Origin of the sequence: Bradyrhizobium sp. CCGB12 (genome assembly GCF_024199845.1) — a bacterium.
GTDB lineage: Bacteria > Pseudomonadota > Alphaproteobacteria > Rhizobiales > Xanthobacteraceae > Bradyrhizobium.
On the sequence record NZ_JANADO010000001.1, the window covers coordinates 460,667 to 477,831 of the forward strand.

Annotated in this window: 21 protein-coding genes; 9 read left to right on the plus strand and 12 right to left on the minus strand. The window is 63.3% G+C overall.

Features of this window, described 5'->3' with window-relative positions:
• Positions 1-3 precede the first annotated feature (3 nt).
• Positions 4-246, plus strand: coding sequence for a hypothetical protein (locus NLM27_RS02120; protein ID WP_254141765.1), 243 nt, complete (start codon positions 4-6; stop codon positions 244-246).
• Between the two features lie 30 nt (positions 247-276).
• Here NLM27_RS02120 and NLM27_RS02125 read toward each other — a convergent pair whose 3' ends face one another.
• From NLM27_RS02125 to NLM27_RS02135, 3 genes are all read right to left on the minus strand, one after another.
• On the minus strand, positions 277-1,992 hold the full coding sequence (locus NLM27_RS02125) for a response regulator (RefSeq protein ID WP_254141766.1): 1,716 nt from the start codon (positions 1,990-1,992) through the stop codon (positions 277-279).
• Positions 1,989-3,503, minus strand: coding sequence for an ATPase domain-containing protein (locus NLM27_RS02130; RefSeq protein WP_254141767.1), 1,515 nt, complete (start codon positions 3,501-3,503; stop codon positions 1,989-1,991). Before NLM27_RS02130 ends, NLM27_RS02125 begins: the two co-directional genes overlap by 4 nt.
• Before the next feature lie 320 nt (positions 3,504-3,823).
• Entirely contained in the window at positions 3,824-4,759 is a 936-nt protein-coding gene (locus tag NLM27_RS02135; RefSeq protein WP_254141768.1) for an AraC family transcriptional regulator, read from the minus strand.
• A 106-nt stretch (positions 4,760-4,865) separates the two neighbouring features.
• Between NLM27_RS02135 and NLM27_RS02140 the strand changes: the two genes are divergently transcribed.
• The 6 genes from NLM27_RS02140 to NLM27_RS02165 all read left to right on the plus strand — a co-directional run bounded on the left by NLM27_RS02140 (position 4,866) and on the right by NLM27_RS02165 (position 8,488).
• The gene (locus tag NLM27_RS02140; RefSeq protein WP_375142223.1) at positions 4,866-5,204 is read left to right on the plus strand and encodes a carboxymuconolactone decarboxylase family protein; all 339 of its coding nucleotides are present in this window, start codon (positions 4,866-4,868) and stop codon (positions 5,202-5,204) included.
• 126 nt (positions 5,205-5,330) lie between these two features.
• The gene (gene soxC / locus NLM27_RS02145) at positions 5,331-6,602 is read left to right on the plus strand and encodes a sulfite dehydrogenase (RefSeq protein WP_254141769.1); all 1,272 of its coding nucleotides are present in this window, start codon (positions 5,331-5,333) and stop codon (positions 6,600-6,602) included.
• Positions 6,589-7,137: a c-type cytochrome gene (locus tag NLM27_RS02150; RefSeq protein ID WP_254141770.1), complete on the plus strand. Its 549-nt coding sequence runs from the start codon at positions 6,589-6,591 to the stop codon at positions 7,135-7,137. Before soxC ends, NLM27_RS02150 begins: the two co-directional genes overlap by 14 nt.
• A gap of 10 nt (positions 7,138-7,147) precedes the next feature.
• Positions 7,148-7,618 carry a DUF302 domain-containing protein gene (locus NLM27_RS02155; protein WP_254141771.1) on the plus strand — a complete coding sequence of 157 codons (471 nt, stop codon included), beginning with the start codon at positions 7,148-7,150 and terminating at the stop codon, positions 7,616-7,618.
• A gap of 45 nt (positions 7,619-7,663) precedes the next feature.
• A complete protein-coding gene (locus tag NLM27_RS02160; RefSeq protein ID WP_254141772.1) occupies positions 7,664-7,981 on the plus strand; it encodes a hypothetical protein in 318 nt (105 codons plus the stop codon).
• Between the two features lie 138 nt (positions 7,982-8,119).
• The gene (locus NLM27_RS02165) at positions 8,120-8,488 is read left to right on the plus strand and encodes a cupin domain-containing protein (protein WP_254141773.1); all 369 of its coding nucleotides are present in this window, start codon (positions 8,120-8,122) and stop codon (positions 8,486-8,488) included.
• Between the two features lie 14 nt (positions 8,489-8,502).
• Here NLM27_RS02165 and NLM27_RS02170 read toward each other — a convergent pair whose 3' ends face one another.
• Positions 8,503-9,000, minus strand: a complete 498-nt coding sequence (locus NLM27_RS02170; RefSeq protein ID WP_254141774.1) for a GNAT family N-acetyltransferase — start codon at positions 8,998-9,000, stop codon at positions 8,503-8,505.
• Positions 9,001-9,219: 219 nt separating this feature from the next.
• On the opposite strand from NLM27_RS02170, the gene NLM27_RS02175 reads away from it, so the two are divergent.
• Positions 9,220-9,486 carry a hypothetical protein gene (locus NLM27_RS02175; protein ID WP_254148733.1) on the plus strand — a complete coding sequence of 89 codons (267 nt, stop codon included), beginning with the start codon at positions 9,220-9,222 and terminating at the stop codon, positions 9,484-9,486.
• A gap of 166 nt (positions 9,487-9,652) precedes the next feature.
• A complete protein-coding gene (locus NLM27_RS02180; protein WP_254141775.1) occupies positions 9,653-10,408 on the plus strand; it encodes an outer membrane protein in 756 nt (251 codons plus the stop codon).
• 94 nt (positions 10,409-10,502) lie between these two features.
• Here NLM27_RS02180 and NLM27_RS02185 read toward each other — a convergent pair whose 3' ends face one another.
• The 8 genes from NLM27_RS02185 to NLM27_RS02220 form a co-directional block, all read right to left on the minus strand.
• Entirely contained in the window at positions 10,503-11,126 is a 624-nt protein-coding gene (locus tag NLM27_RS02185) for a helix-turn-helix domain-containing protein (protein WP_375142224.1), read from the minus strand.
• Between the two features lie 247 nt (positions 11,127-11,373).
• Entirely contained in the window at positions 11,374-11,787 is a 414-nt protein-coding gene (locus tag NLM27_RS02190) for an ion transporter (protein ID WP_254141777.1), read from the minus strand.
• A 213-nt stretch (positions 11,788-12,000) separates the two neighbouring features.
• Positions 12,001-13,872 (minus strand): ferrous iron transporter B, encoded by a 1,872-nt coding sequence (locus tag NLM27_RS02195; RefSeq protein WP_254141778.1) that lies wholly within the window; start codon positions 13,870-13,872, stop codon positions 12,001-12,003.
• 37 nt (positions 13,873-13,909) lie between these two features.
• Complete coding sequence (locus tag NLM27_RS02200) at positions 13,910-14,185, minus strand: FeoA family protein (RefSeq protein WP_254141779.1); 276 nt, start codon at positions 14,183-14,185, stop codon at positions 13,910-13,912.
• Between the two features lie 116 nt (positions 14,186-14,301).
• Entirely contained in the window at positions 14,302-14,556 is a 255-nt protein-coding gene (locus tag NLM27_RS02205) for a ribbon-helix-helix domain-containing protein (protein WP_254141780.1), read from the minus strand.
• On the minus strand, positions 14,553-14,741 hold the full coding sequence (locus NLM27_RS02210; protein ID WP_130364945.1) for a DUF4169 family protein: 189 nt from the start codon (positions 14,739-14,741) through the stop codon (positions 14,553-14,555). The genes NLM27_RS02205 and NLM27_RS02210 overlap by 4 nt, the downstream gene beginning before the upstream one ends.
• A 266-nt stretch (positions 14,742-15,007) precedes the next feature.
• Entirely contained in the window at positions 15,008-16,471 is a 1,464-nt protein-coding gene (gene fumC, locus NLM27_RS02215) for a class II fumarate hydratase (RefSeq protein WP_375142225.1), read from the minus strand.
• A gap of 89 nt (positions 16,472-16,560) precedes the next feature.
• Positions 16,561-17,079 carry an SspB family protein gene (locus NLM27_RS02220; protein ID WP_254141782.1) on the minus strand — a complete coding sequence of 173 codons (519 nt, stop codon included), beginning with the start codon at positions 17,077-17,079 and terminating at the stop codon, positions 16,561-16,563.
• Positions 17,080-17,165 lie beyond the last annotated feature (86 nt).

Sequence of the window (17,165 nt, forward strand, 5' to 3'; positions counted from 1 at the left end):
GCAATGTTGCCTCAATTCGGCACCGCGGTTCGCAAGAAGAGCCTCAATAAGCCCGTCGTCACCGATCTCGGCGGCGGAGCACCCGATAAGGCCTCGGTGGACGCCGCCTGGCTCGTTCTCGAAGCCGCCAACGACCTCGGCGACCACGCCGCGATCGACGCCTGCCGCCGCGTCATTGACGCCGAGCTGAACGGCACGGCGGCGGGCAGCGCCGATGTCGATCTTGTGCTGGGGTATTTTCGCTGACGATCATGACGGCGAAGCGCCGACCGAAGCTCACGAGTTCTGCAGTGAGCTCGAGCGTTTCGAACCCATGTCGATCCGACGGTCCGACTTTGCCGCGCTGAGAGCCGCGGCCAGCTCGTCGAGATGGTACGGTTTCGCCAAGATCTGGATATCCGCCGCTTCGGCTTGATGGATCGCGGCCTCGGCATAACCGCTGGTCAGCAGGACCGGCACGTCGCTGCGCCGTCTCCTGATCTCTCGCGCGAGCTCTACCCCATTCATGCCACCCGGCATCATGATGTCCGAAAAGACGAGATCGACAGAGCGCCCGTCGGCCAACGCGCCGAGCGCAGCTGCGGCGCTCGCGGCCCGCGTGACCTCATAGCCGAGCTGACCAAGCATCTCGCCGACGAGCGTGGCCACCTCGTCGTCGTCTTCGACCAACAAGATTCGGCCCTGGTTGCTCTTCTTCGGCCGCGCTCTGCTGAAATCGATGAGGTGTCGCGGCTTCGAGGGGAGATCTTGGGAGCGCGGCAGGTACAACTCGATGCTGGTGCCCTCACCGACCTGCGATTTGATGCGGACAGTCCCGCGTGACTGGGTCGCAAAGCCGTGGACTTGCGCCAGGCCGAGGCCGGATCCTTTGCCGACGTCCTTCGTCGTGAAGAACGGTTCGAAAACCCGCGAAAGGATCTCCGGGCTCATGCCGACGCCGGTATCGACGACGGACAGCCGCACATAGTCGCCCGCGATGTTCTCATCACTCAGATTGAGCAGGTTCTCGCCACGGACGATGATGGTGCCGCCATTGGGCATCGCATCGCGGGCGTTGACGGCCAGATTGAGAATGACCAGCTCGAGCTCCCCCGGATCAACTTCCACCGGCCAGAGCTGCTCGGGGAAATCGAACTCGACGTGGACGTCCCCCCGCAGGCTTCGGTCGAGCAGTTCGCGCATCCCGCCGATCTGCGCAGCAACGTCGACGGGCTCCGGACGAAGTGTCTGCCGGCGAGAAAACGCTAGAAGCTGCTTGGTCAGGCTGGCGCCGCGCTGCGCCGCCTGGATCATCCCGTCCATCAAGCGGCGCCGGCGGTTCTGGTCTGTTTGGCGGTCGAGCATGTCGAGGCCGCCGGAGATCACCATCAGCAGATTGTTGAAGTCATGAGCCACGCCGCCCGTGAGCTGGCCGATCGCTTCGATCTTCTGGGCCTGGCGCAGGGTTTCCTCCACCCTGGCGCGCTCGTTCATTTCAAGTCGAAGCTGCTTGTTCGCTTCCTCCAGCGCTCGCGTGCGCTCGACCACCAGCTTCTCGAGCTCCTGCGCAGTTTGCTCGCGCGCCTCGAGCAGAGCCCGGATTTCGTATTGACGCCGCCGTGCCCGTATCGCCGATTGGATCGCGCTGGTCAGCGTCATCGGTTGAACCGGCCGTTCGAGCAGCGAAACGTTGCGGAGTAGATCGACGATGCTGCGCCGCCAGGCGACGACCGCCGGTTGCTCTCGATGGCTGGTGAGAACGACAAAAGGCAGGTCCGACCATGGTGGCTGGTTCGCGATCCATTGTGCCAGCGGCGCCGTCTCTTTCCCGAACAACCCTTCCTCGGCGAGAAAGACGGTGCCCACGCCGACCGTCATCTCGCTGATGAGTTCGGGCAGGCTTCGGCAGTTGATCGCGTTCAGATTGGAGCTGCGGAAGAGCTCGGCCGACGCCGGTCCGTCCCGCCCGATCGGAGCAAAGATGAGAACACGTTGATCCGGGCCGGCGCTCATTCGACAGGTCCTTCCGGCGCTTCCACGCCGGTGTAACGCGGATTGCCGGAAAAGATGCCGCTGAACTGCTTGAGAGGGGGCCCGAGCTTGATGCCTGCGCTGCTGAGGCGAAATTCGCGGATGGTATGCTCGTGTTGGCCGCTGCGCTTCTTGACCACCGACAGGGCGCGCCGCACCGTGCCGGCTACCTCGAAATAACGCAGCATGAGCACCGCATCGCTCAAATAGCTGATGTCCAGAGGCGTATCCATCGGGCCAACCAGGCCATGTTGGGCGAGAACCAGGATGGTCAGCACCCCCTGCTGTCCCAGATAGGTCAAGAGCTCGTGCATTTGCAGGATGAGAAACCGCTCGTCCGGCATTGCGGCCAGGTAGCCGTTGAGGCTGTCGATGATGACGACACGAGCATTGTCGACCTCGACGCTCCTGCGCACGTTCGCCGCGAACTCGCCCGGCGAGAGCTCGGCAGGATCGATCTGTTGGAATCGGATATGCCCGGAGTCGAGGTGTCCTTGCAGGGGCAGGCCGAGTGTCCGGGCGCGTGCCTCAACCGTGCCACGCGCTTCATCGAAGGCGAAAAACACGGCGTGCTCGCCACGATCTGCCGCCGCTATCGCATAGGTCAGCGCAACCGACGATTTGCCGACGCCGGCCGCACCGATGAGAAGTGCGTTGGTACCGCGCTCGAGGCCACCTCCCAGCAGCTGATCGAGCTCGGAATTGCCGCTGAGCGTGAAGTCCCCGAGGAATGATTTGTGATGTTCGGCCGCCACGAGGCGTGGGAAGATCCGCAGGCCTCCCTGCTCGATCGTGAAATCGTGGAAGCCGCCGCGGAACCGGATGCCCCGCATCTTGATCACGCGAAGCCGGCGCCGCTCCGCGCCGTAGTCGATCGCGAGCTGTTCGAGCATGACGACGCCGTGCGCGATCGAATGTAATTGCAGGTCGTCCTGAGAGGATGAGAGATCGTCGAGCAGGATCACGGTGCAATTGCGGTTGGTGAAGAAATGCTTCAGGGCGAGCACTTGACGCCGGTATCGCAGCGGGTTTTGGGCAAGCAGTCGCAGTTCGGACAGGCTGTCGAGCACCACCCGGGTGGGATTGATCCGTTCGACCTCCTTGAAGATCAGGCCGGTCGTTTCGCTCAGCTCCATCTCGGCGGGATGAAACACTGTGAGCTCCCGGTCCGGATCCAGCGTCGTTTCCGGCGGGACCAGTTCGAAGATGTCGACGCCGTCCAGCGGCCAACCGTGCCGCTGCGCCACCAGAGCCAATTCACGCTTGGTTTCGGAGAGGGAAATGTAGAGAACCCGTTCGCCGTCGCGGACACCCCGAAGCAGGAATTGGAGCGCAATCGTGGTCTTGCCGGTGCCGGGCCGTCCCTCATAGAGATACATCCGGTTGGCGTCGAAGCCGCCGCCCAGGATGTCATCCAGTCCCTCACTGCCAGTCGAGATTCTCGGCAAATCCTTAGGGTCGCTGTCTGGAGCAGCGATGGACGGACCAGTCATCGAATACCCTTACAAATGTCTTCCGGAAGCCAGCCATTTGCCCAGGGCGCTTGCGGCCCGGGTGGACCGCGAAGGTCCCGCTTAGGAACTCCTGGGCCGGCTCTGAGTTCCCGTTGCGGAAGATGAAGATAGAGTTGTGTGAGACGAGCTCACCCGGCGTTCGTTCTCGCACGAGACCGGCGGTCAGCCGATCACTTTGGTTGATAGACTGGGGCAGCTCAGTCTTGTCGGTTCAAAACTGAACACAAGGCCATCCTGATCCCATCCCGTGACATCATGCAGGGGGCAGCCGGCGCGCAGCACCTCGTTCCCGACGGTTGCTACTGCTCCGGCTTCGCCATTCTCAGCGCGCCGGGCCGCATTCCGTATCTGCGCATGACGGCCTTGCTGAGGGCGCCTTCGGACGCATAGCCGACCTCGCCTGCGATCTTCGCGATCGGATCGGAGGTGCCGGCCAGCCGCTTGCGGGCGATCGTCAGTCTCAGTTCGGATAAGAACGTCATCGGCGCGATGCCTGCACGCTTTTGAAAGGCGCGAACCAACGTCGCACGCGAGGTGATCGCGACCGCCGCCATCTCGTCGAGCGTCCAGTCCCGGGCGAGATCGCCGAGGATCGCCGACACGACACGGGCCGTGGTGCGGTCGCGCAACAGCGAGACCGTGCCATCCCCGGAGGCATCGTCCGCGAGATGGTCGCGGAGCATCATGACGAACAGCGCCCGCGCGAGATCGGCCGCAACCACCTCCGACCCGATCCGCCCCGTGTCCAGCTCTTCGCGGATGTCGATCAGCAGACGTCGAAACCTTTCCAGCAGAGGCTCTCCCGCCGTGCGCAGAATGATCTCGTCGGGCAGCACTGCGATGAGGGGATTCTCGTCGGTCGTCTCGAACAGGAACCGGCCGCACAGCAGCTCGGTATCGACCTCGGCATCAACCGTCGCGCGCTGGCGCACGCCGTTTCGGACCTCGGTCGAGATCCGCCCGACAGCACCTCCCATCCGGCTGCGCACCGCGTGGCTGTCGCCGTGCGGCAGCAGCAGGATGTCACCGGCCTGGAGCCGCTGCGGGCCCAGGCCCGGCCGCTCGACCACACAGGCGCCGCGCGTGACCATGTGGAATTGCGCCCATCCCCGGCCGTTCGGCGCGTGCAACGACTCCCAGCGGCCGCCGAACTTGCAGGAATCCTCGAACACGGGACGGATCCTGAACAGCGGGACCATGGCCTTCAACAACTCCGCCGCTTCCCCCTCGGACATCGCTTTTCCCTTGATCCGCCCGGACATGTCTTCGAGCCGCCTGGCCATCCACGGATCGGCAAAGCGCATCTAACCTATTTGCGTCAAGGCACCGAGGAAACACACCATGGCGATGCTCGACTGGAACAACTACCGCCGCCAGGTCGTCGCCGGCGTCGGCGAGATCGGGAAGCTGACGCCGGATACGGTCAAGGGCTACGCGACCCTTAGCGGCGCTGGCGCCAGGATCAACCACCTCGACGCGAAGACGCGTGAGCTGATCGCACTCGCTGTCGCCATCAGCCTGCGTTGCGACGGCTGTATCACCGTCCACGCCGCTGAAGCGAAGAAACACGGGGCGAGCGAGGGCGAGGTCGCCGAGGCGCTCGGGACCGCCATCTCGGTCAATGCCGGTGCGGCGCTGGTCTACTCGACCCGAGCGCACGAGGCTTTCAGAGAAGCGTGAGCCAACGCACCGACGCTCATTGCTTCTGACACAACCTAACAAGCAATCGTCGCGGCGTCCCGTCAATGTCGCGGCACGAGAGCGGAAGGCATTTTCAAAAAGCACGATGATGAATTGGGAGATCGCATGACGTCCAAGACACCAATCGAGTTGTTGCCGGGGTCTGCGAATGTATCGCGCCGCGGCTTCGTCGGAGGCCTGTCGGCGGGCATCCTTGGCGCGGTTGCGACCGAGGCGGCAGGCGCCGAGACGCTGGCCGACATCCCCGATCGCGGGCCCGGCGCCGATCTCAGCGCGCACAGCGAACGCTCCCGTTTCGCCAGGCTCGATCGCATTCCCGAGGCGACGCCGGGCAAGCGCAACGTCGATCCCGGCGATGCCATCAATTCCAAGACGCCGCATCAGAAGCTCGTGGGCAATATCACGCCAACCGATCTGCACTACGAGCGCAGTCATTCCGGCGTGCCCGATATCGATCCTGCGCAACACCGGCTACTGATGCATGGCATGGTCTCGAAGCCGCTGGTGTTCAGCGTTGACGATCTGAAGCGGATGCCGTCGGTTACGCGCGTCGTGTTCATCGAGTGCACCGGCAACGGCTGGGAGAACTGGAAGAAGGCCGATCCCGATGTGACGGTGCAAAACACGCATGGCCTCGTCAGCACCAATGAATGGACCGGCGTTCCGCTCAAATTCCTGATCGACCTCGTCGCCAAGGACAAGGGTGCGAACTGGATGCTGGCCGAAGGCGGCGACGGCGCGGGCGTCGACCGCAGCATTCCGCTCACCGACGAGATCGTGAACGAAGCTTTCGTCGCGTATGGTCAGAACGGCGAGCCACTGCGGCCCGCGCACGGTTTTCCGATGCGGCTGGTGATGCCGGGGTTCGAAGGCAACCTCAATATCAAATGGCTGCGCCGTCTCAAGTTCGGCAACGGACCCTGGATGACGCGTTGGGAGACCGCGCGCTACACGCAGCTGCTCGCTAACGGCAAGGCAAGGCAATTTCAGCTGAGGATGGAGAACAACTCCGTCATCACCCAGCCCTCGGGCATGATGCAGATCCAGCCGGGCTACAACCGCATCTCCGGCCTGGCCTGGAGCGGGCATGGCAAGATTGCCAAGGTCGAGATTTCGACCGACGGCGCGAAAACCTGGAAGACCGCGCAACTGAGCCAACCGGTGCTCTCCAAGGCGCAGGTGCGCTTCCAGATGGATTGGGTCTGGGACGGCAAGCCGACGAAAATCGTGAGCCGCTCGACCGACGAGAAGGGCAACGTTCAGCCGGACCGGCAGTCCTTCATCGCCACGATGGGGACCAATGCGCTGTTTCATTACAACGCCCAGCAGACCTGGAGCATCGACGAGGCCGGGAGGGTCCGCAATGTCCTCGCATGACAAGCTGTTTCTCGCCGGCATCCTCGCCGCCGGCCTGCTCGCCGCACCCGCACTGGCGTTCGATTTCGGGCGTCCGGCAACGCCACAGGAAAGCAAGCTGTGGGACATCGACATCGCCCCCGACGGCAAGGGCCTGCCTGACGGCGGCGGCACGGCGGCGCAGGGCAAGCAGATCTTCGCCGACAATTGCGCGGCGTGTCACGGCGACAATGGCCAGGGCGGCATCAAGGATCGCCTCGTCGGCGGGCAGGGCACGCTCGCATCCAGCACGCCGGTCAAGACCGTCGGCAGCTTCTGGCCCTATGCGACGACCTTGTACGACTACATTCACCGCGCGATGCCCTATCCGACGCCGGGCTCGCTCAGCACTGACGAGACCTATGCCGTCACCGCCTACATCCTGAGCCTAAACGGCATCGTTCTCGCCGATGGCAAGGTCGACAAGGACTCCTTGCCGAAGATCAGGATGCCCAATCGCGACGGCTTCATTCCAGAGCCGGAATTCGACCCGGCGAAGCTGTTCCGCAGGAAGTGAGCTCGCGCTCATGAGGCTTTCGGGACTGATCAGGATACTCGCGCTGATCGCAGCTGTATGTTTATGGGAGACGCAAATCATGGCGGCAGAGGGACTCATCACCATCAAGAGCAGCTTCGGGCCGGAAGACACGATGAAGCGGCTGGAGGCCGAGGTGAAGGCCAAGGGCCTCACTGTGTTCGCCCATGTCGATCACGCAGCGGGCGCCACCGCGGTCGGCCTGCCGCTGCGGCCGACTGATCTCGTCATCTTCGGCAACGCCAAGGGCGGCACGCCGTTGATGCAGCAGGCGCAGACCATCGGCATCGACCTGCCGCTGAAGGCACTGGTTTGGCAGGACGAGCAGGGCGCGACCTGGCTGTCCTACAACGACCCTGCGTATCTAGCCGGGCGTCATGGCGTCGGCGAGCCGGCGACGGCTGTCGTCACCGCAATGACCGGCGCTCTGCGTGCCATCGCAGCCAAGGCCACTGCGCCGTAGCGTCACGCGACGGCCGCGCGACACGCGGGCCTTCTGGAGATCTCCATGACCAGCAGCGACGGACAACCGGCACCATCCAGTCCGCGCGACGGCAGGCTTGCCAGATGGCTGGTCATCGCGGTGCTGTGCGCGATGCTCGTTGGCGCCGGCGCGCTCGGCTATCTCGGCTGGTTCAGCACGGATACGGAGGTGCCGAAGGCGGGTTACGTCGCGCTGGTGCTCGGTGTCGTGTTCTCGCTGGTCGTCGGCGTCGGACTGATGGCGCTGGTCTTCTACAGCAGCCGCAAAGGCTATGACGAACCGGCGGTGCTGATCCAGGAGCCGGAGAGCGATCCGGAGGACGGACGAGACCAGTCGCGCTAGCGGACCGCGTGGTCATGCCGACGGAGATTTTGATGCGATCGTGTGCAGGCGCCATCGTTGCCCCTTTCGCCGGTGTACTGACGCGGCTGCAACTGGCATTCTAGATCTCCCTCCGATTCCGAACGAGACAGGTGCTCCATGGTCGAACGGACCGACGGTCAGGCAAGCGCTCAACAAGCGGGATTTGCCGGTGTCACGCGCAAGGTTCTCGAACGCCTTCCAATGCCCGGCAATCAGGAGCTCATGGTCGTCGAGGTCACCTATCCGCCCGGCGGCGTGGCGCCGCTTCACCGGCATCCGGTTGCGGGCGCGGTCTACATCGTCGAAGGGGTCGCCGAGTCCGCCTATGGCGGCGATGAACCGCGACAATACCGGGCGGGCGAGACGCTGCAGGATCGGGCGGATCTTCCGCACAGCCTGTTTCGCAATTGCGACCCGGAACGTCCGCTGCGCTTTCTGACCATCTACGTGCTCGAACCCGGGCGCTCCTACACGCTGGAGCCATGAGGCTACCGGCGCTCTCACCGCCGGATGCGGTAGATCACGACGTCCTCGCCGTGACGGATCGTGCTCCGCTCGAGGAGATAGTTCGATTTCTCCAGCACGCGGCGCGATGCGCCGTTGCCGACGAACACGATGCCGATAAGAGAGAGCAGTTTCAGTTGCGACAGGGCGATGTCCGTCAGCGCGGTCGCGATCTCGCTTGCAAATCCCTGGCCCCAGAATTCGCGTTTGAAGGCGTAGGCAATCTCGATCTCGTCGACGTCGTCCACGAGAATGTGCCGGATGCCGGCTCGCCCGGCGAAGGTGCCGTCTTTCGTTCGCAGCGTCCAGAGTCCGAAGCCATGCTGGTCCCAATGCGCCATGTTGGTCGCAAGGTAGGTCCTCGTGACGTCCGGCGCCCGCACCCCGCCGAGATAGCGCGACACCTCGGCATCGAGATGCAGCGCGACGAGGTCGGCGATGTCAGATTCGTGCAATCGCTCGGCGGTTAGCCTGTTGGTGCTGAAGTGATGCATAAGAGCGGCCCGTAGCCCGGATGGAGTGCAGCGGAATCCGGGGCTGGATTCGCATGTCGGTCTCGCCGATCACGCCGATCAATCTTCCTACCGCAGCTCCGCCCAACGATTCAATCGCGGCATCGGGTCGTCAAAGTCGCGACTTGATCTGAATCAATCGTCGCGATCATGACCGCGCCACAACCACCTCCTATGGCTGGTGACAAATTGGTGAGCGCGATGATCCCGATCTGGTACGTCACCTTTGAAGTGCAAAAGCGCGGCATCCTGCCGAGACAGCGGAGCCCTCGCGAAACAAAGACGTTTGTGACGGAGCACGACGCAAAATTGTTCGCGCGCGCAAAACTCGACGAAGGCCTCGCTGTCTTTGCGGGCACGATCAATCCCCACCTTCCCAAGAGGGTCATTCCGGCGTCCGGCATCAACGCGTGGCTTGCCGACGGACGGGAAAGCGCCGCAGGGGCCGGAGCTCAGAACACCGACTAAGCACGGCAACGTGCACAGCGATGGCGCTGGAATGTTGCCATTTTGATACGGGCTGAAAATTCCCTCGCAGGTAGAATTCCGGATATTCGCGCCGTTTGTGCACGCCAATCCTGCACAAGGGCTCGCATTTTGGGGACGGGAAGATTCGAGCAAAGGGGATATGACGATGAAAAGGCTCTCGATCGCTGCAATCGGTTTCGCGGCGCTGAGTATGGTAGCTCCGGCCATGGCGGCCGACATGGCCGTCAAGGCACCCCCGCCGGCGCCGGTGGTGGCGATCTACAACTGGAGCGGGTTCTACATCGGCGCCAACGGCGGATGGGCCCAGAGCCACGGTTGCGTGGACTTCGTAAACGACTTAGGGGTAGCCGCAGGCGCTTGCGGTGATCGTTCCGGAGGCGTTGCGGGCGGACAGATCGGGTACCGCTGGCAGACCAATCAGTTTGTGCTCGGATTGGAAGCACAGGGCGATTGGGCCGATCTCAAGAACACCCGCGTCAGCCTGATCGATCCATTTCTCTCAACCACAGCCAAAACAGACGCCATTGGCCTCTTCACGGTACAGCTCGGTTGGGCATGGAACGCGTCACTGTTCTACGTGAAGGGTGGCGCCGCCGTGACGCGCAATCGCCTTGATCTATTCGACAACTTGACCGGGATCGGCATCGCCTCGGCAGGTCACACGCGTTGGGGCGGCGCCCTAGGTGTCGGCTATGAATATGGCTTCGCGCCGAACTGGTCGGTCGGCGTTGAATACGACCATCTCTGGATGGGGAATGACAACAACGCCTTCGTCGGCGTTCCCCTCCCTTCCGGGGGCTTCATTGCGGGTAACGGGATCAGCCAGGATGTGGACATGATCACGCTCCGGCTGAATTACCGCTTCGGTGGTTTCGGTGCTCCGGTCGCGGCTCACTATTGATCTCGAGTCTCCCCAGTGAACTCAGGCCCCGGCATCGACCGGGGCCTTTTTCATGGGGCGTCGAACAAGCGCCAGGATTTCAGCGCGTTCAGCGTCAATTCCGCCGGTCGAATGCGGCGAGTTGCTGCCTGTCCATGATGACGAGGTGACGCTGGTTGTTGTCGATGAAGCGGAGGATGCCGAGTTCGCGCAAATACGACAGCGACCGCGAGATGGTCTCGATCGTCAGGCCGAGATAATCCGCGATGTCGCGTCGGGTCATCGGCAGCGACAGGATTCCTGCAGCGGTGAGCCGTCTGTCCATTTCGATCAGGAAGGCGGCAACCCGCTCCATTGACGTCTTGCGCCCGAGCAGAAGCATGTGGTCCTCCGCATGCCGGAGATTCGTCGTGGTCATGCAGAGCAGATTCCTGATCAGCGCGCCGTCATTTTCGGCGGCGGAGTCGAGGCTCTCGCGCCTGATCAAGCGCACGGTCGTGTCCACCACGGCTTCTGTCGTAAAGCGATGCACCCCGCTGTTCTCCAATCCGAAGATGTCGCCGGGGACATGGAATGCGCTGATCTGCCGGCGTCCGTCGGACAGCAGTTTGTAGCTTCGTACCGTCCCCGACTTGACCTGGTAGATATACTCGGCGGGCTCCTTCTCGCCGTAGATCTCGCTACCGCGCCGGTATTTGAACTCGCTCAGGCTGATCATTGGATTGGAGTCCGCGGTCATTCCGAGTTCACTGAGAGAATGCGGGCGTGGCAGGGAAGCCGAGGTCAAGTGCATCAGCATCGGACCAACTCCTCAATCTCATGACGATCGGGTTTGTCAGTCGCAGCGCGTGTGCCTCGGGGCTGGTGTCGCGCCGCCTCGTTCTGGCCGATATCAAGCTTGTTCAAAACTGGAGCCAATGACTATTGTCCCAACGTTCATAGTACCAACGGACAGGAACGTGCTGCGTTTGGCGGCGTATCATCGGTCAATGTGTTGGTTCTGCTCGCCGAGTATCGCCATATCCGGTGGTCGTCAGCGTGGCGAAGCTGAGATAGAAAACCTTGCTCGCGAGCGAGCGGTCGTCCTCGAACTCGATTCCCTTGAATGCACCGTCGATCGATAATCCCAAGAACGTGAATATGCAGGCAAATCCAACAGCAATCAGCAGATAAACCAGCACGGCGCCGATGATCCGGTGGTCAGTGACATAGCCCGGGCCAAACACCGCTCTCGTGACCACGACACCGAGAGTCGCCGCTTCTTCAAGAGATCGATCACGTTGATATAGATCAACCTTGCGCGGGCCGTTACGCCGCGGTCCGAAAAGGTTGTGTCGAACCTGGCCTACTCGATCGCGGCGGCGACGCGCGAGATGGGCCTCGCAAGACGGCACAGCCAAGACGGATCCTTGCCATCGTTGGTGTTCGCCGGGGGATCTCCATCCTGGTCCCGGCAATTCTTCGACGATGCCATTGTGCCAGTGTTTTGCCCGACGGCGCAATCGGCGCGCAGTCTGTGGCCGGGATTCTTTAGCGCACGCGTAAGCCATTGATTCCGCAACCCCCGTCTACTGTGCATGGGGTTGTTTTCGCAGTCTTAGCTTTGTTGGGTGTTATCCCGCGCCCAGCGCGACCGCGACATTGTAGGTCACGAGGCTCGCCGCATAGGCCAGCACCAGCATGTAGGTGAAGGTCACGGCCATCCATCCCCAGCTTCCGGTCTCGCGCCGGATCACGGCTAGCGTGGAGGCGCATTGCGGGGCGAAGATGTACCAGGCCAGCATCGACAGGGCGGTCGCCAGTGACCATTTCGTCGCCAGCACCTGGCCGATCTGCTCGGCCGCCTCCTTGCCGCCCTCGATCGCGTAGACGGTGCCGAGCGCTGCGACCGCGACCTCGCGCGCCGCCATGCCCGGGATCAGCGCGACCGCGATCTGCCAGTTGAATCCGACAGGGGCGAGCAGCGGCTCGAGCGCCTTGCCGATCATCGCGGCCAGGCTGAAGTCGATGGCCGGCTCGGTCGCGCCTGCCGGCGGCTGCGGGAATGAGGCCAGAAACCAGATCAGCACCATCATCGAGAAGATCGTGGTGCCGGCGCGCTGCAAGAACATCTTGGCGCGGGTGTAGATGCCGATCGCGATCGATTTCAGCCGCGGCATCTTGTAGTCCGGCAGCTCCAGCATGAACGGCGCCGGCGCAAAGTCGCGCAGCATGAAGAACTTGATCAGGAACGAGACGGCAAGCGCACTGGTGATGCCGGCCGCATAGAGGCCGAACATCACGAGCCCCTGGAGGTTGATGAAGCCCCAGACGTCCCTGGCCGGAATGAAGGCGGAGATGATCAGCGTGTAGACGGGAATGCGCGCCGAGCAGGTCATCAGCGGCGCGATCAGGATCGTGGTCAGCCGGTCGCGTTTGTTGTCGATGACGCGCGTCGCCATGATGCCGGGAATGGCGCAGGCGAAGCTCGACAGGAGCGGAATGAAGGCGCGGCCGTGCAGGCCGGCGCCGCCCATGATGCGGTCCATCAGGAACGCGGCGCGCGCCATGTAGCCGAAATCTTCGAGCAGCAGGATGAACAGGAAGATGATGATGATCTGCGGCAGGAACACGATGACGCTGCCGACGCCCGAGATCACGCCGTTCTGAAGGAAGCTCTGGAGCAGGCCGGCGGGGAGGGTGGCGTGCACGAACTCGCCGAGCGCATCGAAGCCCGAATTGAGCAGCTCCATCAGCGGCTGCGCCCAGGCGAACACCGCCTGGAACATCACGAACAGGATCAGCGCGAGCACGACGAGGCCGCCGACGGGATGCAGCACGATCGCGTCGATCCGCGCGGTCCAGGTGTCGGGCCTAGCAGGCAGGCCGACGCACTCGCCGATGATGCGGTCGGCCTCGCGCTGGGTTGCGCGCAACTCGCTGACGCTGAGCGCGCGCCAGCTGTTCTCCTGTGGCTCGGCGGCTAGTTTTGCCGCGATCTCGTCGGTCAGCTGCAACAGATCTGCGGTGCCGCCCTTGCGCACCGCGATCGAGGTGACCACGGGCACCCCCAGCTCCTTGGCGAGCCGTTCCACGTCGACACTGATGCCGCGGCGCGTCGCGATGTCGAACATGTTGAGCACGAGGATCATCGGCCGTCCCGTGCGCTTGAGCTCGAGCAGCAGGCGGATGGTCAGCCGCAGATTGGTGGAATCGGCCACGCACAGCACGAGATCGGGCATCGTCTCGCCGGAGGCCTTGCCGAGCACGAAGTCGCGGGTGATCTCCTCATCCGGGCTGCGACCGCGCAGCGAATAGGTGCCGGGCAGGTCGACCACGGAGACCTGGCGTCCCAGGGGTGTAACGAAGAAGCCTTCCTTGCGCTCGACGGTGACGCCCGGATAGTTCGCGACCTTCTGCCGGCTGCCGGTCAGGGCATTGAACAGCGAGGTCTTGCCGCTGTTTGGTGTGCCCACCAGGGCGAGATGCAGCAGGGGTAATTCCATGGGGGCACTGGTCCGGGATCAGAGGTCCGGCCGCTATCTAAGCGACGATGATGGCCATGGCTTCACGCCGACGCACCGCGATCGTGATGTTGTCGACCCGCACGGCGATCGGGTCGCGCCCGACCAGCCCCTCGTGCAGGACCTCGACCCGGGCGCCCTCGACGAACCCGAGCTCGATCAGGCGGCTCTCGAGCTCGATGTCCGAGAGCGCCGAGCCCGCGTCCTTGGCGGCAAGATGCTGAATGACGCCGATATAGCCGCGCTGGGCCAGGCCCAGCGGCATGTGCGAACGCGTATCCTTGGTGTCGGTCATGCCCTGTATTTTCAACGCAGGGCATTGAGGTCAAGCGGGCGGGCTCGCCGAAACTGCACCTTAGAGTGATTTTAAAGTGCAGGACTCGGGCTGCGATGAGGGATATGCCCCAACGCCTACTGGGCCGGGACCTTTTCCGGCTGCATGGCGGCCATGGCTCGGCTCTTGAAGTAATCGAGGACGAACAGGCGGATCGCCGAGGACAGATTGCCCTGCTGGCGAGCGCCATCGATCTCGCCGACGAGCTCGGACAGCGTCATGTTGCGCAGGCCCGAGATCTCCTTCATGCCGTTCCAGAACGCCTCTTCCAGGCTGACGCTGGTCTTGTGGCCGGCGACCACGATCGATCGTTTCACGACGGGCGATTTCATGGCTGCTCCTCGCGATCGATCTGATGCTGGTCCAGGTGCGCCTTCGCCTTGTCCGCGCGTGTCTCCTCCGCCGACCGTTCCGCCTTCGTGCGGCCGAACTTCGCCCGGTTGGCGTCCGCCTGCTTCGCCGAGGCTTCCCGCTCGGCGCGCTTCCTGAAACGATTCAGGTTGATGACGTTCCCCATGCCGCGTCTCCATCATCCGCTCCTCTTCAGGCTGGATGAAATACTCAGAAACAGGGTGCTGCCTTGCACCCTCCAAGACTTGATCGCCATTCGCTTGTCCTCGTCAATCGGCCTCTTGGGCCACCAAACGATGAATTTCGCCCGTCGAGGGCAGAAGGGCTGCGTAGCACGCTGCCAGGCCACAACATTGACGGTAATCAAATCCCGCTCTCAAAGCCGCATATTTCTGAGCCGTATCATTACGGATGACTATCGGAATTCGGAAACTATCCCGGGCTGGTCATCTTCTCCGGCCGCACCAGACGGTCGAATTCGTCAGCCGAGACGAAGCCGAGACGCAACGCCTCCTCCTTCAGCGTGGTGCCGTTGACATGCGCGGTCTTGGCCACCTTGGCGGCATTGTCGTAGCCGATCTTCGGGGCAAGCGCCGTCACCAGCATCAGCGAACGCTGCATCAGCTCACTTATGCGCTTCTCGTCGGCGCGGATGCCGCTGACGCAATGCTCGGTGAAGGAGCGCGCGGCGTCGGCCATCAGGCGGATCGAATGCAGCATGTTGTAGGCGAGCACGGGCTTGTAGACGTTGAGCTCGAAATGGCCCTGGCTGCCCGCCACCGTGATGGCGGTGTGATTGCCGAACACCTGGCAGCAGACCATAGTCATCGCCTCGCACTGTGTCGGATTGACCTTGCCCGGCATGATCGAGGAGCCCGGCTCGTTCTCCGGCAGGATCAATTCGCCGAGGCCCGAGCGCGGGCCGGAGCCAAGCAGGCGGATGTCGTTGGCGATCTTGAACAGGCCCGTCGCCGCCGCATTGATGGCGCCGTGCACCAGCACATAGGCATCGTTCGACGCCAGCGCCTCGAATTTGTTCGCAGCGCTGGTGAAGGGCAGCTTCGTAATCCCGGCAACGTGCTTTGCGAACAGTTTTGCAAAGCGTGGCTTCGAGTTGAGGCCGGTGCCGACGGCGGTGCCGCCCTGCGCCAGCGGATAGAGGTCCTTCACCGCGACCTTGAGCCGAGCGATGCCGCTCTCGACCTGCGCGGCATAGCCGGAAAACTCCTGGCCGAGCGTCAGCGGCGTGGCGTCCTGGGTGTGCGTGCGGCCGATTTTCACGATTCTGGCGAACTCCTTCTCCTTCTTGCGCAGCGCGCGGAGCAGCTCGCCGAGGGCAGGGACGAGATCGACATTGATGCGGCTTGCCGCCGCGATGTGCATCGCGGTCGGGAACGAGTCATTCGACGACTGGCTCATGTTGACGTGGTCGTTGGGATGCACCGGCTTCTTGGCGCCCAGCTCGCCGCCGAGCAGCTCGTTGGCGCGGTTGGCAATCACCTCGTTGAGGTTCATGTTGGTCTGCGTGCCCGAGCCGGTCTGCCACACCACGAGCGGGAAATGATCGTCGAGGCTGCCGTCGATCACCTCACGCGCGGCGCGGATGATGGCGTTGGCGCGGCGCTGGTCGAGCAGGCCGAGTTCGCGATTGGACTGCGCGGCGGCGAGCTTGACGATGCCGAGCGCATGCACGAGCGAGATCGGCATGCGATCCGTGCCGATGCGGAAATTCTGGCGCGAGCGTTCGGTCTGCGCCCCCCAGTAGCGGTCGGCGGCGACCTCGATGGGACCGAAACTGTCGGTCTCGGTGCGGGACGCGGAGCGGGCAGTCTTCGAGCGAGCAGTCTTCGAACCAGCAGTCGTCGAACCAGCAGTCTTGGCCATGAGCACATCCATTCCGTCGCGCGAAACGCCGCGCGGTCTCTTGATATGCTGTTCTATATAGGGAGTTTGGCCGTGTGCGACGGGCGCGGGCCCAAACTAGATCATTTCTTGCGGAAACGATCGAGCCGCACGACCTCGGCGCCGCCCTGGTTCGGGGCCGTCGGCTGCTCCGTGCTCTCCGCCGGTTCGGTGGCAGGCGCGGGCACCGCGACGGCCGAGGCGGCGGGGGCCGCCGGCAAATTCTCGGGTGCCACCTCCGCGACATCGGAGGTGTCGAACTGAAGGCCGAATTTCACGGACGGATCGAGGAAGCTCTTGATGGCGCTGAACGGCACGATCAGCCGCTCCGGAATGCCACCAAAGGACAGGCCGACCTCGAAACGGTCCTCGAGCACGGTCAGGTCCCAGAACTGGTGCTGGAGGATGATCGTCATCTCTTCCGGATATTGTGCGAGCAGCCGCGACGACAGTTTCACGCCCTCGGCCTTCGATACGAAGGTGATGAAGAAATGGTGCTCGCCCGGCAGTCCATGGGCCGCGGCATCGGTCAGCACCTTGCGCAGCACGCCGCGCAGCGCGTCGCGGGCCAGCACATCGTATCGGATATGATCGGTCGCCATGGTGGTCCTGTTGCATTCCAGGAGTTGGGCCCTGCCGGCCCGACTCGCCAAGCCGCAATAGTACCGCGCCTGACGGGTCAGCAGGA